Origin of the sequence: Streptomyces sp. NBC_00647 (assembly GCF_045207245.1) — a bacterium.
Taxonomy (GTDB): Bacteria; Actinomycetota; Actinomycetes; order Streptomycetales; family Streptomycetaceae; genus Streptomyces.
The window spans coordinates 5,185,979-5,200,244 of record NZ_CP109040.1; the positions used below are offsets into that span (position 1 = coordinate 5,185,979).

13 protein-coding genes and 1 pseudogene are annotated in these 14,266 nt (G+C 70.5%); 3 read left to right on the forward strand and 11 right to left on the reverse strand.

Going from position 1 to position 14,266, the window contains the following annotated elements:
* Window positions 1–90 precede the first annotated feature (90 nt).
* Entirely contained in the window at window positions 91–912 is an 822-nt protein-coding gene (locus OG788_RS22740) for a YceI family protein (RefSeq protein ID WP_406373064.1), read from the forward strand.
* 15 nt (window positions 913–927) lie between these two features.
* Here the strand turns inward: OG788_RS22740 and OG788_RS22745 are convergent, their stop codons facing one another.
* The gene (locus tag OG788_RS22745) at window positions 928–1,656 is read right to left on the reverse strand and encodes a GAF and ANTAR domain-containing protein (RefSeq protein ID WP_406376818.1); all 729 of its coding nucleotides are present in this window, start codon (window positions 1,654–1,656) and stop codon (window positions 928–930) included.
* Between the two features lie 154 nt (window positions 1,657–1,810).
* Here OG788_RS22745 and OG788_RS22750 point away from each other — a divergent pair, with 154 nt between their 5' ends.
* A complete protein-coding gene (locus OG788_RS22750; protein ID WP_351551584.1) occupies window positions 1,811–2,281 on the forward strand; it encodes a PPOX class F420-dependent oxidoreductase in 471 nt (156 codons plus the stop codon).
* A 181-nt stretch (window positions 2,282–2,462) separates the two neighbouring features.
* On the opposite strand, the gene OG788_RS22755 is transcribed toward OG788_RS22750, so the two are convergent.
* From OG788_RS22755 to OG788_RS22795, 9 genes and pseudogenes are all read right to left on the reverse strand, one after another.
* The gene (locus tag OG788_RS22755; RefSeq protein ID WP_351551581.1) at window positions 2,463–3,236 is read right to left on the reverse strand and encodes a TetR/AcrR family transcriptional regulator; all 774 of its coding nucleotides are present in this window, start codon (window positions 3,234–3,236) and stop codon (window positions 2,463–2,465) included.
* Between the two features lie 116 nt (window positions 3,237–3,352).
* Window positions 3,353–3,715, reverse strand: a pseudogene (locus OG788_RS22760) (MFS transporter); the annotation flags it as partial.
* 285 nt (window positions 3,716–4,000) lie between these two features.
* Window positions 4,001–6,295: a glycosyltransferase family 39 protein gene (locus tag OG788_RS22765; RefSeq protein ID WP_406373065.1), complete on the reverse strand. Its 2,295-nt coding sequence runs from the start codon at window positions 6,293–6,295 to the stop codon at window positions 4,001–4,003.
* Complete coding sequence (locus OG788_RS22770) at window positions 6,292–7,776, reverse strand: glycosyltransferase (RefSeq protein WP_406373067.1); 1,485 nt, start codon at window positions 7,774–7,776, stop codon at window positions 6,292–6,294. The genes OG788_RS22765 and OG788_RS22770 overlap by 4 nt, the downstream gene beginning before the upstream one ends.
* A gap of 14 nt (window positions 7,777–7,790) precedes the next feature.
* The gene (locus tag OG788_RS22775; protein ID WP_406373069.1) at window positions 7,791–9,437 is read right to left on the reverse strand and encodes a sensor histidine kinase; all 1,647 of its coding nucleotides are present in this window, start codon (window positions 9,435–9,437) and stop codon (window positions 7,791–7,793) included.
* Window positions 9,434–10,174 carry a response regulator transcription factor gene (locus OG788_RS22780; protein WP_261703843.1) on the reverse strand — a complete coding sequence of 247 codons (741 nt, stop codon included), beginning with the start codon at window positions 10,172–10,174 and terminating at the stop codon, window positions 9,434–9,436. The genes OG788_RS22775 and OG788_RS22780 overlap by 4 nt, the downstream gene beginning before the upstream one ends.
* Window positions 10,175–10,325: 151 nt before the next feature.
* Window positions 10,326–11,309: an amidohydrolase family protein gene (locus tag OG788_RS22785; RefSeq protein WP_406373071.1), complete on the reverse strand. Its 984-nt coding sequence runs from the start codon at window positions 11,307–11,309 to the stop codon at window positions 10,326–10,328.
* Window positions 11,284–11,634 (reverse strand): antibiotic biosynthesis monooxygenase family protein, encoded by a 351-nt coding sequence (locus tag OG788_RS22790; RefSeq protein WP_406373073.1) that lies wholly within the window; start codon window positions 11,632–11,634, stop codon window positions 11,284–11,286. The genes OG788_RS22785 and OG788_RS22790 overlap by 26 nt, the downstream gene beginning before the upstream one ends.
* Before the next feature lie 116 nt (window positions 11,635–11,750).
* Window positions 11,751–12,659 (reverse strand): DUF2797 domain-containing protein, encoded by a 909-nt coding sequence (locus tag OG788_RS22795; protein ID WP_406373074.1) that lies wholly within the window; start codon window positions 12,657–12,659, stop codon window positions 11,751–11,753.
* Window positions 12,660–12,897: 238 nt separating this feature from the next.
* On the opposite strand from OG788_RS22795, the gene OG788_RS22800 reads away from it, so the two are divergent.
* Window positions 12,898–13,164 (forward strand): hypothetical protein, encoded by a 267-nt coding sequence (locus OG788_RS22800; protein ID WP_406373076.1) that lies wholly within the window; start codon window positions 12,898–12,900, stop codon window positions 13,162–13,164.
* 343 nt (window positions 13,165–13,507) lie between these two features.
* On the opposite strand, the gene OG788_RS22805 is transcribed toward OG788_RS22800, so the two are convergent.
* Window positions 13,508–14,233: a hypothetical protein gene (locus OG788_RS22805; RefSeq protein ID WP_406373078.1), complete on the reverse strand. Its 726-nt coding sequence runs from the start codon at window positions 14,231–14,233 to the stop codon at window positions 13,508–13,510.
* Between the last annotated feature and the right edge of the window lie 33 nt (window positions 14,234–14,266).

Here is a 14,266-nt window from a genome sequence, read left to right on the forward strand (position 1 = left end):
AGCCCCGGCCCGTGGGGATGCGCGCGCTCTGAGCGGAGGCGCGCCCCCCACGGGCCGGTTTTCATTGCCGCATCGCAAGGAGTTACTGCCATGGGACTGACCGCGAAGATCCGTACGCGGGACGGCTGGGCCGTGTCGCACGCGGTCGTCACGGTGACCGACACGACCGGCGCGCAGGTGCTGCGGGCCGAGGCGGACACCGACGGAGCCGTGCACGACACCACGAGCCTCGAGCCCGGCGCCTACACGGTGATCGTGACCGCTCTCGGCTACGCGCCCGCCGCGGCCGGAGCGATCGTCACGGCGGCAGGCCGTGCCGAGGTCGGCCAGGTGACGCTGGCCCGCCGGGGCGGCACCGAGCTGCCCCCGCCGGGACCGTGGACCATCGACCCGGCGCACTCCTCGATCGGCGTGGTCGCCCAGCACCTGGGCATCTCCAGCGTGCACGGCCGCTTCACGGACTTCGCGGGCCGTATCGAGATCGCCCCCGACAAGGTGGCCGCGTCCCGCGTCGAGGCGACGATCACGGCCGCCTCGATCGACACCGGCAACGGCATGCGCGACACCCACCTGAAGTCGCCGGACTTCCTGGACATCGAGAAGTACCCGCGGATCACCTACCGTTCGACGGGCCTGACACCGGCCGGCTCCGACCGCTGGACCGTGCACGGCGAACTCACCCTGCACGGCGTCGTACGTCCCGTCGACCTGCACCTCACCCACCTCGGTACCGGCGCCGACCCCTGGGGAGGCACCCGGGCCGCGTTCCGCGCGACCGCCGAACTCCACCGCGAGGACTTCGCCATGCACTACAACCAGATCGTCCAGGCGGGTATCTCCGCCATCGGTACGACCCTGAAGGTGGAGCTGGACATCCAGGCGGTGCAGGGAGACACGCTGCCGGCGGCGTGAACGCGCCTCACCCGGCTACTCGCCCTCACTGGCGTCCACGATCCGCCGGGCCAGGTCTCGGAGCTTGATGTTCTCCCGCTGGGAGGTCCGCACAAGGCTGTCGAAGGCCTCGGACGCGTCGATGTCGAGCCGCTCCATGAGGATGCCCGTGGCCTGCCCGATCAGATCCCGGGTGCGCATCGCCTCGGTGAGCTGTTCGCGCATCGTCACCGAGTCCAGCGCGATGCTGACATGCGCGGTGAACAGCCGCCCGATCCGGGTGGCCGACTCGTCGAAGACGCGGGGCTTGCGCGCGTACGCCGTCAGGACGGTGAGCCGGCGCTGGTCGACCCGCAGCCGCAACGACAGCACCGATCTCAGCCCGAGGCCCGACAGCCCGAGTTCCCCGTCCGCCTCGGCCGAGGAACTGTCCTCGATCCGGGCCACCGGCGCCGTCCAGAGCCGGCTCCAGTACGGGGGGTGCTCACGGTCCGCCGTCAGGGCGTCGGCGGACCGGACGACCTCGTCCGTCCAGGCCAGGGTCTGCCGGTGGGCGTTGCGCTCGATGACGGAGATCCCGGCGTGCTCGGCACCGGGCAGGATGTGCACGGCCAGCCGGACGGCGGTGCGCAGGGTGTTGCGGGGACCATCCGTCTCGTGCAACTGCTGCGCGGCGATCATCAGGGCATCGGCCAGCTCGAAACCCGTAGCACAACGGGGCAATTCAGAAAACTCGGACGCAGCCACCACGAACCTCTTCGGCATGCATGGCCGTACGGCCATGCGCAGGAGAGCTCCGCAGCACATTCCTGACTGCGAGCACAGGACGAACAGCACTTTAGCTGCTCCGATCGGGTCCGGTGCCGCCCACCGGCTCAGCCCGCGGGCGACTCCGGGGCACGCGGCCTAGGCTGATCGCATGGCACCCAACATCGCGACGAACACCTCTGTCTCCCTGGACGAGTTGCTGGACTTCGTGCGCCCCCGGCACCGGGCCGTCCTGCTCACCCGCCGTGCCGACGGCGGCCCCCAGGGTTCCCCGCTCACCTGTGGTGTCGACGACTCGGGGCGCGTCGTCGTCTCGACGTACCCCGAGCGCGCCAAGACGCGTAACGCCAAGCGGGACGACCGGGTCAGCCTCATCGTCCTCAGCGACGAGTGGAACGGCCCCTGGGTCCAGATCGACGGCACCGCCGAGGTCCTCGACTCCCCCGACTCCGTCGAGCCCCTCGTCGAGTACTACCGGAACATCGCCGGTGAGCACCCCGACTGGGACGAGTACCGGGAAGCCATGCGCAAGCAGGCCAAGTCGATCATCCGCATCACCCCGACCCGCTGGGGCCCGATCGCGACCGGCGGCTTCCCGGCCCACCTGGCCCCCCAGGACTAGCCCGACCGAGCCAAGCCCTTTCTTCGCCCCCTCCGCCCCTACCCGTCCCGTACCCGGGGCTCCGCCCCAGACCCCGCCCCTCAAACGCCGGAGGGGCTGGATCTTGCACGGCCCCGACCCACGACGAAGCGGCACCCGCACCCGCACGCGGGAGCCGCACAGGCCGGACCCGGCACGGGGCTCAGCCCCGTGCCACCATCGCCTCGATCCCCGCGACCAGCATCTCCAGCGCGAACGAGAAGTCCCGCTCCCGCATCTCCGAGACGGTGTCCCCGCCCCGCGCCTCCATGAGATCCGCCGCACTCTCGACGTTCGCCGCGAACTGCGGCTGTTCGCTGATGGTGCTCATGGCCTGCCGGAAGTACTCGTCCTGCGACATCCCCGCCGAGGCGCACCGCTGCACGAAGTGCCCCTCGATCGTCCCGAAGCCGTACACGAACTGGAACACCGCCGACATCGCCCCCATCTGCCCGTGCGGCGGCAGCCCGGTGTTCCGGATCACCTCCTGCATGCTCAGCGAGAACGCCATGGAATGGGGCCCGATGTTCAGGAAGTTCCCGATGAGCGGCGACACCCACGGGTGGCGCACCAGCAGCGCCCGGTACCCCACAGCCAGCGCCCGCAGCTGATCCCGCCAGCCCTCCCCCGACTCGGCGTCCGGCAGCGCCAGTTCGCCGAACACCGCGTCGAGCGCGAGCTCCAGCAGATCGTCCTTGGTGTCGACGTACCAGTACACGGACATCGCCGTGACGTTCAGCTCCGCCGCGAGCCGCCGCATGGAGAACTTCGCCAGGCCCTCCGCGTCCAGCAACCGCACGGTGGCCTCGGTGATCCGCTCCCGGTCGAGCCCGGACGGCTGGCCGCCACCCCGGGCCGCTCCGCCCCGGGGTGCCTTGCCCTCCAGCCAGACACTGGTCCGCGCCGGCCGCTCGGCCCTGTCGGCTGCCCTCACCATGGCGCACCTTCCTCGGAACTCGAACCCGGAGCGGGCCGGAACTCCCCGGTCCGCCCTCCTTCATGATGCTAGGCGGGCGCTCCGCGAAGAACGGCCCCGCGGACCCCACGTGCCCCTCACACGGAGACCGCCACCGCGGAGTCTGCCCTCTCCGCCCGCCGCAGCAACGCCGCCGCCAGGAGTCCGCCGAGCAGCACCGCGACGGCGCCCACCAACTGGCTGGTCTCCAGCCCCGACGAGAACGTGTCGGTGATCCGGCCCCGCTCCTTCGCCGATCCTGCGGAGGCGAGCGCCGCGGGCAGCGAGCCCGCCGTCACCGGAATCAGCGCCGCGAACCGCGAGTTGAGCACCGCGCCGAGCACCGCGACCCCCGGTCCGTTCCCGAACTCGGCGAGCGTGCCGTTGATCCCCGCGCCCACGCCGGCCTTCTCCCGCGGAATCGCGCTCATGATCGCGTGCGCCATGGCGGGGTTGGCCACAGGATCAGCCAGCGCTGGGAGTGCCCTTGGGGGGTGGTCGGAATTGCCATGCTGTACACCGCAGAACAGCTCCCATACGGCGTACAACGCGGATTCTCCGGCGACGGCCGACGGCGGCCCCCCGCACCACGAGAAACGAAAGGGCGGTGGCCCGGAGCACTCTCGCTCCGGGCCACCGCCCACTCGCCGGGCCACCGCCCACTCGCCGGGCCGGCACCCACCCGCCGGACCACCGCGCGCCTGCCGGGCCATCGCCCGCCTACGGACCCTGCGGACCAGCGCCGGTCAGTTGCCGCTCGTCGGCTGCGTCAGGTCGTAGAAGGTGGCCGAACCCACAATCACCTTCTTGAAGTTGGCCGTGACCCACGAGCTGATCTGCGAGGAGCTGGAGGTCGTGGCGGAGTTTCCGCCACCACCCATGCCGCCGCCCGAGATGAAGTAGTGGATCTTGCCGTCCGTCACGTACTTCTTGAACTGGGCCAGGGTCGGGGACGGGTCGGTTCCGTTGAAGCCGCCGATGGCCATCACCGGCTTGCCGGTGGCCAGTTGGTAGCTCGCGGAGTTCTGGGAGCCGACGGCCGCCGCCGCCCAGGTGTAGTGGTCCGCGTCCTTCGACAGCAGCGTCTTGGCCTTGGAGCTGACGGTCGCGCCGTTCAGCAGTCCTCCGACACCGCCGCCGCCACCGCCCATACCGCCGTCACCCGTACCGCCGCCGGGCATGCCGCCCTGCTGGTTCTGGCCCTGGGTGTTGCCGTTGCCCTGCTGGTTCTGGCCGGGGAAGCCGCCGGTGCCACCCGTCGGGGGCTGGCCCATGCCGCCGCCCTGCTGCCCGTTCTGCGGGGTGCCGTTGCCGTTCTGCTGGTTCTGGCCGCCGCCGGGAAAGCCGCCCCGCATGCCACCGCCACCGCCGCCCGGACCGCCGCCCATCATGCTCGCCCCGGACGGACCGGCCGTCACGATGGAGCCGGTGTGTCCGGTGTTCACCGTGGAGAGCGTGTACGCCGTCGGACCCGCGACCGCGGACACGAAGCTCAGCGCGACGGCCGCGAGGGCCAGTCGGCGGCCCAGCCGGCCCGCGAAGATCAGGCCGAGCGCGCCGGCCAGACCACCGACGAGGACCAGCCACTTGAGCCACGGCAGATAGTCGGAGGTGCGGTTGAGGAGGACGTACCCCCAGGCCGCGGACGCGGTGACCGCACCGGCGAGCGTGAGCGACGCCCACACCTTGCCCCGCTCCTCCCACAGCACCGTCGCTCCCATACCGATCACGGCGGCGATGTAGGGGGCCAGGGCCACCGTGTAGTACTGGTGGAAGATGCCGGCCATGTAGCTGAAGACGAGCGTGGTCATGAGCAGCGCGCCGCCCCAGGCCAGGAAGGAGCCACGGGCCAGGTCGGTCCGCTTCGCCTTCCGGGTGAGGACGATGCCGGCCACCAGCAGGATCAGGGCCGCCGGGAGCAGCCACGAGATCTGGCTGCCGATCTCGGAGTTGAACATCCGGTTCCAGCCGGTCTCACCCCACTGCCCGGTGCCACCGCCGCCGCCACCGCCACCGACGCTGCCGGTCTCGTCGCCGTTGATACGGCCGAGGCCGTTGTAGCCGAACGTCAGCTCCAGGAACGAGTTGTTCTGCGAGCCGCCGATGTACGGGCGGGAGGACGCGGGCCACAGTTCGACGATCGCGACCCACCAGCCTCCGGCGACGATCATCGCGACCGCCGAGAGGCCCAGCTGCGCGAACCGCTTCCGCAGCCTCACCGGCGCGCAGACCGCGTACAGCACGGCCAGCGGCGGAAGGATCAGGAAAGCCTGCAGCGTCTTGGCGAGGAAGGCGAAGCCGACCGCGACGCCCGCCCAGACCAGCCACTTCGTCCGGCCGTCCTCCAGGCCGCGGATCACGCAGTAGACCGTGACGGTCATGAGCAGCGCGAGCATCGCGTCCGGGTTGTTGAACCGGAACATCAGCGCGGCGACGGGAGTGAGCGCGAACACCGCGCCCGCGATCAGACCTGCCGCCGGGCTGAACCTGCGGCGCACGGCCGCGTACAGGACGCCGACCGTGGCGACACCCATCAGCACCTCGGGAACGAGGATCGCCCAGGAGCTGAGTCCGAAGATCCGTACCGACAGGGCCATCGGCCACAGCGAGGCCGGGGGCTTGTCGACGGTGATGGCGTTGGCCGAGTCGAGCGAGCCGAAGAAGAAGGCCTTCCAGCTCTGGCTGCCGGCCTGCACGGCCGCGGAGTAGAAGGAGTTGGCGTACCCGGAGGCGCTCAGGTCGTACAGGTACAGCACCGCGGTGACGAGCAGCAGCCCGAGCAGAGCGGGGCGCGCCCAGCGCGGGTCCTCGGGCCGGCCTCTCCAGGCCCGCCGGAAGAACGGCTCCTGGGGCTCACCGGACCCGGGCGCCGCCGCGGGCGGGGCCGGCTCCGGGGGGAGCGTCGAGGCGGGCGGCCCCCAGGAGTGACCGGAGCTTCCGGAAACCTGGGCGCCCGTCGTGGAGCCGGCGCCGACGGCGGGACTCACGCCCCCCGGACGGCTCGTACTCGTGTCGGTACTCGTATCGGGCTGTGTCGTCATCGCGCGTTCCTCGGATCGTGATCGTGCGGGCGCACCGCCTGCAACTGCATGGTCGAATCCCCCCAGGTGCGGTCCGCGGCTTCACCGGCGCGGAACTGGGCCGTGTCGTACGAGGACGAGGGCGCCGTCGGGCGCTGCGGCAGCGGGGCACGCGCGTCCACGCCGTGCCGTACGCCCGTCGGGTGGACCGGCGGGCCCGGCTGGTGCGAGGCCACCACCGGGGACGGCGACGGTGACTCGCCCTGGCGGTCCGGGAAGACCCAGGCGCGGAAGAGCAGGAAGCGCAGCACGGTCGCCGCGAGGTTGGCGGCGATGAGCACCGCCAGCTCGGTGGAGTGCGAGGGATCGCTCGTCGCCGCGTTCAGGGCGGCGAGGGAGCCGCTGGTCAGGGTCAGCCCGATGGCGAAGACGACCAGGCCCTGCGCCTGGTGCCGGACGGCGCCGCCCCGGCCGCGTACACCGAACGTCAGCCGCCGGTTGGCCGCCGTGTTGGCGACCGCCGACACGAGCAGCGCGAGCGCGTTGGCGACCTGCGACCCCGAGAAGGAGCGGAAGCCGCTGTAGAGCAGCAGATAGAAGAGCGTGGAGAGGCCTCCCACGACGCAGAAGCCGACGAGCTGACGGGCCAGCCCCTTGGGCACGTCGGTCAGTTCGCGGTCGCGCGGGTCGTCCCCGAAGGGCCGGGCGAGCCGGTCGAGCGACAGCGAACCGGTGGCGAGAGCGCGTCCCACCCGCCACACCCCCTTGAGGTCGTCCGTCGCGGTCCTGACGATGTGGACGGTCGAGTCCGGGTCGTCGACCCAGTCGACCGGAACCTCGTGGATGCGCAGCCCGGCCCGCTCGGCCAGCACCAGCATCTCGGTGTCGAAGAACCAGCCGGTGTCCTCGATCAGGGGCAGCAGCACCTGGGCGACATCACGGCGGATCGCCTTGAAGCCGCACTGCGCGTCCGAGAAGCGGGCCTGGAGCGAGCCGCGCAGGATCAGGTTGTACGTGCGGCTGATGAACTCCCGCTTGGCACCGCGCACCACGCGCGAGGAGCGGGACAGCCGCGAGCCGATCGCGAGGTCCGAGTGACCGGAGATCAGCGGGGCCACCAGCGGCAGCAGCGCGTTCAGATCGGTGGACAGGTCCACGTCCATGTACGCGAGAACCGGCGCGTCGGACGCCGACCACACGGTCCGCAGCGCCCGGCCGCGGCCTTTCTGCTCCAGCCGGAAGGACGTGACCTCCGGGATCTGTGCCGCCAGCCGCGCCGCCACCTGAGGGGTGGTGTCCGTCGAAGCGTTGTCCGCGACCGTGATGCGGAACGCGTACGGGAACGTGCGCTTGAGGTGCTCGTGGAGTCTGAGCACACAGGGCTGGAGGTCCTTCTCCTCGTTGTAGACGGGGATCACTACGTCCAGGACAGGCGTACCGGCGTCTCCGGCCGGGAGGTGCTCCCGCGCCGGCAGGTTGCCGGGAGAAGAGTCGGTTCGCATGGGAACGACTCTCGTCAAGCCCCCTGTTGCACCCATGTGGTGGCGCTGTGCTGTGCCTGTGAGTGCGGTTGCCACGATGTTTCGAGGGCGAGCGCGGGCAGATGCAGGGTGAACACGGTCCTGCCGGGCACGCTGTCCACGGTCACCGCGCCCCCGTGCGCGGCCGCGACGGCCTGCACGATGGCGAGCCCGAGACCGGTCGAGCCGGAGGACCGGGAACGCGACGAGTCGCCTCGCGCGAACCGCTCGAAGACGCGCGGCAGCAGGTCGGCCGGAATGCCGGGTCCGTCGTCCTGGACGTCCACGCACAGCCACGGCCCGTGCCGGTGCACCCGCGCGGTGACGGTCGTCCCCGGTGGAGTGTGGGTGCGGGCGTTCGCGAAGAGATTGACCATGACCTGCTGCAGGCGCGCGGCGTCCGCCGACACCAGCGCGGGCTCCTCGGGCAGTTCGAGCCGCCAGTTGTGACCCCGCCCGGCGGCGCGCGCGTCGCTGACGGCGTCGATCACCAGGGGTACGAGGTCGGTCTGCTCGTGCTGCAACGGCCGCCCGGCGTCGAGCCGCGCGAGCAGCAGCAGATCCTCCACGAGCAGGGTCATGCGCCCGGCCTCGGACTCGATCCGGCCGAGCGCGTGCCGGGTGTCGGGACCGGTCTCTTCCCTGCCCCGTCTGGTCAGCTCGGCGTACCCGCGGATGGAGGCCAGCGGCGTCCGCAGCTCATGACTGGCGTCCGCGACGAACTGCCGTACGCGCATCTCGCTCTGCTGCCGCGCGTGCAGCGCGCCGTGGATGTGGTCGAGCATGCGGTTGAGAGCCGCCCCGACCTGCCCGACCTCGGTGTGCGGATCGGACTCGGACTCCGGGACACGCTCGTAGAGGGTGACCTCACCCGTGTGCAGGGGGAGTTCGGAGACGCGGGTGGCGGTGGCGGCGACCTTGCGCAGGGGGCGCAGGGCCAGGCCGACGATGACACTGCCCGCGATTCCGGCGGCGATGAGACCGGCACCGGTGACACTCACCTCGACGAGGATGAGGGTGTTGATGGTGTTCGTGACGGACTCGGTGGGCAGACCGACGTAGAAGCTGCCGTGACCGCCGGTCACGTACATGACGTAGTACTCGCTCAGGCCCGGGACGTCCACGGTGTGCGGCTTGCCGTCCTTGGCGACGGAGGCGAGCACGGCCTTCTGTCCGGCGGTGAGCGCGACGGCCTTCATCCGCTGGAATCCGGCGCTGTTGCTGGACTCCTCCGCGGCGACGACCGCCTTGTCGACGCCGCCGTCGGTGCCGAGTTCGGCCGCTATGGTCTTCGTCTGCGTCGGACCCCTGGTGACGAAAATGTCGAGCCGGTCCTCGGCGGAGGAATCATCGGCGGAGTTCGGCGCCCCGTCGGCGTTCGGCTTGCTGGGATCCTGACTTCCGTCGCCCGGGTTCGCGCCCCGCAGGTTCGAGGGGGGACCCGAGAGTCGCTGGCCGGCGTCGGTGACCTGGTCTTTCAGCTGTTTGTAGAGATGCTGGTCCAGCGCGATGGTCGTCACCGTGCCGATCACGGCACAGACCACGGCGATGAGCGCGACCGCCGAGACGACGAGCCGCGTCCGCAGGGTGCGCGGCTGTCGTCCTCGCCTCTTCTGCGCTCGCGTCCGTCGTCGTCCGCTCATGACACGGCGGGCTTGATCAGATATCCGGCCCCACGCCGGGTGTGGATCATCGGCTCACGCCCGGCGTCGATCTTGCGGCGCAGATACGAGATGTAGAGCTCGACCACATTGGCCTGCCCGCCGAAGTCGTACGACCACACACGGTCGAGTATCTGCGCCTTGCTCAGCACCCGGCGCGGATTGCGCATCAGGAAGCGCAGCAGCTCGAACTCCGTCGCGGTCAGGTGGATGTTGTCACCGCCCCGCGACACCTCGTGACTGTCCTCGTCCAAGGTGAGGTCTCCGACGACGAGCACGGACTCGGACCGCCGGTCGGCGGCACCCGAGCGCCGGATGAGACCGCGCAGGCGGGCCACGACCTCCTCGAGGCTGAACGGCTTGGTGACGTAGTCGTCGCCCCCGGCCGTGAGCCCCGCGATCCGGTCCTCGACCGCGTCCTTGGCCGTCAGGAACAGCACCGGGACATCGGGCAGCTCCCGGCGGAGCCGGCCGAGGACCGTCAGCCCGTCCATGTCCGGCAGCATCATGTCGAGGACAACGGCGTCGGGCCGGAACTCGCGCGCGGTCTGCACCGCACCCGTCCCGTCACCCGCGCTGCGGATCTGCCAGCCCTCGTAGCGAAGGGCCATGGACAGCAGCTCGGTGATCGACAGCTCGTCGTCCACCACAAGCACCCGGACGGGGCTCCCGTCCGGCCTCAGCAGTTCGGTGCGCCCCTGGGGCGAGGTCGTGGTCATAGCGGACACCTTGGTGGGCGCCGCTGAGAGCATCCTTTCGGCAACCTGTGATTTTCCTGAGAAACACACAGGTGCCTCTCAGGGAACTCCTGGGAAGATCACGCGGTTCCCGGCGGGGCCCCGGACCAGGGCCCCGCCCGCCCCGTCGACGTCAGCCGAGACCGAAGAGGCGTGCGCCGTTCTCGTGGCAGACCGCCCGCAGCCAGTCGTCCCCCAGCCCGAGCCGTTCCAGCGCGCGCAGCTGGTGGACGTACGGGTACGGGATGTTCGGGAAGTCGGTGCCGAGGAGCACCCGGTCCCCGAGGTCCGCGAGCCGGGGCAGCAGCTCCGGCGGAAACGGCGCCAGCCGCTCGCTGAAGTCCGTGAACGCCATGGTCGTGTCGAGCCGCACCTCGTCGTACCGCTCGGCGAGCCCGAGGAAGTCCGCGTACTCGGGCATCCCCATGTGCGCGAACACGAGCCGCAGCCGGGGATGCCGGCCGAGGACCGCCGCGACCGGGCCCGGCCCGGTGTGCTTGCCGGGCGAGGGCCCCGATCCGCAGTGGATCACGACGGGAACACCCGCCTCGGCGAGCAATCCCCAGGCCGGATCGAGGAGTTCGTCCCCCGGGTCGTACGCCCCCACCTGCACATGCGCCTTGAAGACGCGCGCACCCGCCTCCACCGCGTCGCGCACGTACCGCTCGACGCCCGGCTCGGGCAAGAGGGTGGAGGTGTGCAGGCAGTCCGGGGTCCGACGGGCGAAGTCGACGGCCCAGGAGTTGAGCCACTCGGCCATGCCCGCCTTGTGCGGGTACACCATCGCCGTGAAGGCGCGTACCCCGAACTCCCTGATCAGCGCGAGCCGTTCGTCCTCGTCGGCGCGATAGGTGATCGGCCACTCGACGCCGCCGGTGAGCTCACCGAGCCCGTCGAAGTAGTCCCAGACCTTGCGCAGCACCCGCTCGGGCATGAAGTGCGTGTGGACGTCGACGAGTCCGGGCAGTCCGAGCCCCTCCCAGAAGCCCCGGACCTCCGACGCCTCGCCCGGAGTCGGCACGGGCCCTTCGCCCGGAACCGCCCCGGACACCTCGCCCGGCACCTTCCCGGCGCCGGCCGCGCCCTCCCGCTCAGCCGCGGGCACGCTCGAACCCATGGCTCCGCTCGACCTTGGCGACGTGCAGGGTGTACCGCTCGTACCACTCGGTCCGGCCGCGCCGCTGTGCCGCCCGGTGCTCGGCGTGCGCACTCCACTGCTTGATGGCGTCCTCGTCCCGGAAGTACCCGACGGTGATGGCCAGTCCGCCCGGGGTCCGCGCGTGATCCATTCCCAGGTAGCCCGGGATCTGCTGCACCAGTTCCTCCATCCGTTCGGCGGTCTCCCCGTACCCGGCGTCGTCCTCCGTCCGTACGGAGGTGAACACGGCGACGTAGTAGGGCGGCTCGTGGGCTGCGACAGGCGCGTGATCGTGGTCGCTCATGTCCGCCACTCTCCGTCCGGGCGTCCCCGGTCGTCCAGCACCTTTCCGAACGGGATCCCAAAGGGATCCAAGTCTTGACCATTCCACCGCGCACCCCACCCCTTCACACGGCCCGCTCAGAAGAGCCCGTCCTGGACACCGAGGTCCGCGACCCTCAACTCCCGTACAGGAAAGGAGATCCCGAAGCCTCCATCCCCCGCCCCAGCCCCGGCCCCGGCCCCGGCCCCGGCCCCGGCCAGATCCCACCCCGTCATCAACCGTGTGTCGAGAACGACGACTCCCCGCCCGGTGACGAGATGGAGGTCAGGACCCGCGGCACCGCACAGCTCACCGTTGATCACCCCTCCCGCGACCAGTTCGCTCACGACTCCCCGTGCGGGCGGGAGTCCGGCGAGCCCGAACACGTCCGTGTGGTCGACGGGTACGAAGGGCTCGCGCCGCAGCGACTCCGGCCAGCCGTGGAGCCGTCCGGCGAGCGCGTGCAGCTCCCGGATCTCGGCGATGCGCTCCCCGGGCCCCGGCAGCTCCGCCCGCACCGCCCGTTTGTCGGCGTACGGGATCCGGTCCGGCACCTTGAGCGCGGCCCGCAACAGCTCCTCGGTCCTGCGCGCCGCCATCAACGGCCCCTGCCCCAGCCAGCTGAAGGTGACGGCACCCTGCTCCAGGAGGCGCGCGGAACCCCGCTCGACCCCTGTGATCCCCACCTTCACCATGCCGGGCCCGAACCACGCGAGATACACGTGGTACGGCCGCGGATCGTCCGCCATCGTGTCGGCGGCCACGGAGTGCGCCCGGTCGAGGCGTGCGCACTCCTCACACCGCGCGCCCGTACCGCGCGGCGACACGGGGGCTCGCACGGGACACGCGTTGCCCCGGGCCCCGACGCACGTCCGCACACCCCCGTCCACCACGCCGAACGCCACCCGCTTCCCCCGTGCCAGCGGACTCCCCCGCCCCCCGCCCCACACGAGCACGGGCCCGTCCCCCGACCACCGCAACCCCGAACACGTCCATGCCTGCCGCACACGACGACAGTAGAGCCTCGCGCTGACAACCCACCTGACCAGCAGGAACGCTCACCGTGCCGAGGTCTGGGATGCGGACAGCCACGCCTAGCCTCAGGCACTCACGGACGGCGAATCGTTCGGCCGCACAGGGCGGAGTCCGGAGTCCGGAGTAACCCTCGGCTCGCTGCACAGTTGTCGGGTTGATCAGGCCGGGCGGACACGCTCCGCCCGTGAACCGCAACTACGTGGAGGACGGATGACCACCCCCACCGCCGTTTGGCGGACCGCAGTTCGCACAACGACAGTCGTCGCGCTCACAGCGGGACTCCTCACCATGGGCGTCGCCGGCGCCCAAGCCGCCGACACTCCGGACCCCCTTGGGGTGGTCCCGGCTCCCCTCAGCAATGCCTCGGGAGTCGTGAACCAGCTCCTGACCAATCCCTCGGGAGTCGTGAACCAGCTCCTGGCCAATCCCTCGGGCATCGTCAGCTCGATCCTGCCCAACGGCATGCTCGGCGGCTGAGCCGGCCATCCGGGGCCTGCCCTGTCCAGGGACGGCCCCGAGCGCTCGGAATCGGACACAAACACCGAGCGTTCCCGGGGTGCGCTGACGGCACCCATTGATGTCAAAAGCCCCGCCGGTTCACCCGGCGGGGCTTTTGATCTGTGTGCACTCGGCAGGATTCGAACCTGCAACCTTCTGATCCGTAGGCGCGTTCCCTCTCGCGGCGCGCCCTGTGGATCAGCAATTCCGCAGCGTCACTGGGCTATTCCAGCGACACGCGAGTGCGCGACTGTCCGCCGTTGTACGTGGCTGTTGATGTCAGCAGTTGATGTCAGCGCAAGCGGCTCTTCCCCTGGTCAGATCACCACTGACAGAACGCAACGGCTGCATCATCGCCGGACTTGTAGCGAGGCCATCGGCGTCCCGTCGGGTCCGTCGCTTCAACTTCACGCACCCGCTCGATCAGTTCCCGGGGCCCCCCGCGCCGCAGCGCTGCAAAGGCATCGGCCCAAGTCGCCATCTCGTACTCGGTGACAAGCCTCGATACCCCGTCGGACATCACTGCGGCGGCGCGCAGGCCCTCCAGTGCCGTCGTACCCGTCAAAGCGTGCTCCGCTGCATCCTGGCCGGCCGCCGCAACCCAGTAGCCCTCGGGCGTGTTGCGCACCTGACGCTGGGCCGTCACAAGTGCTTGCACCGCCTCTCTGTGCTCGGGCGTGTGTGTCTCGTGACGCTCGGTCTCGGTCCTCAACTCCGGCAAGATCTCATCCACCCGAAGATCGGTGATCACTGAGTAACCCGTGGCATCTTCGAAGACGATGGGCGAATCGGCGAGAACCAGATGGTCAAAGGCGTCCGTTCGCTGCCGCAGAACCGCGACCGTGGCGGACGGTGTACCCGGATTCTTGAGATCGCATTGAGGATGCATCCCTGCCACTCGTTCAAGAGCGTCGGCCAAACCGTCAGAGAGCGCACGTTGCGAGTCCGCGAGACTCGCAAGCAGGTGTCCCCCGAGCTGGGCCACATACCAAGGAACGCCGTGTTGGCATCCCGTGGAAAGCCCCGCCGTGCTGAGTCCGTCCAACACGATGGCGAGCGTGGGCGATCCAGCTACCCAATC

Excerpts from the sequence above, each read along its gene's own strand:
- OG788_RS22765 (WP_406373065.1), bottom strand. The coding sequence starts at position 6,295 with ATGACGACACAGCCCGATACGAGTACCGACACGAGTACGAGCCGTCCG.
- OG788_RS22755 (WP_351551581.1), bottom strand. The coding sequence starts at position 3,236 with ATGGTGAGGGCAGCCGACAGGGCCGAGCGGCCGGCGCGGACCAGTGTC.
- OG788_RS22780 (WP_261703843.1), bottom strand. The coding sequence starts at position 10,174 with ATGACCACGACCTCGCCCCAGGGGCGCACCGAACTGCTGAGGCCGGAC.
- OG788_RS22745 (WP_406376818.1), bottom strand. The coding sequence starts at position 1,656 with ATGCCGAAGAGGTTCGTGGTGGCTGCGTCCGAGTTTTCTGAATTGCCC.
- OG788_RS22740 (WP_406373064.1), top strand. The coding sequence starts at position 91 with ATGGGACTGACCGCGAAGATCCGTACGCGGGACGGCTGGGCCGTGTCG.
- OG788_RS22785 (WP_406373071.1), bottom strand. The coding sequence starts at position 11,309 with ATGGGTTCGAGCGTGCCCGCGGCTGAGCGGGAGGGCGCGGCCGGCGCC.
- OG788_RS22790 (WP_406373073.1), bottom strand. The coding sequence starts at position 11,634 with ATGAGCGACCACGATCACGCGCCTGTCGCAGCCCACGAGCCGCCCTAC.
- OG788_RS22800 (WP_406373076.1), top strand. The coding sequence starts at position 12,898 with ATGACCACCCCCACCGCCGTTTGGCGGACCGCAGTTCGCACAACGACA.
- OG788_RS22775 (WP_406373069.1), bottom strand. The coding sequence starts at position 9,437 with ATGAGCGGACGACGACGGACGCGAGCGCAGAAGAGGCGAGGACGACAG.
- OG788_RS22750 (WP_351551584.1), top strand. The coding sequence starts at position 1,811 with ATGGCACCCAACATCGCGACGAACACCTCTGTCTCCCTGGACGAGTTG.
- OG788_RS22770 (WP_406373067.1), bottom strand. The coding sequence starts at position 7,776 with ATGCGAACCGACTCTTCTCCCGGCAACCTGCCGGCGCGGGAGCACCTC.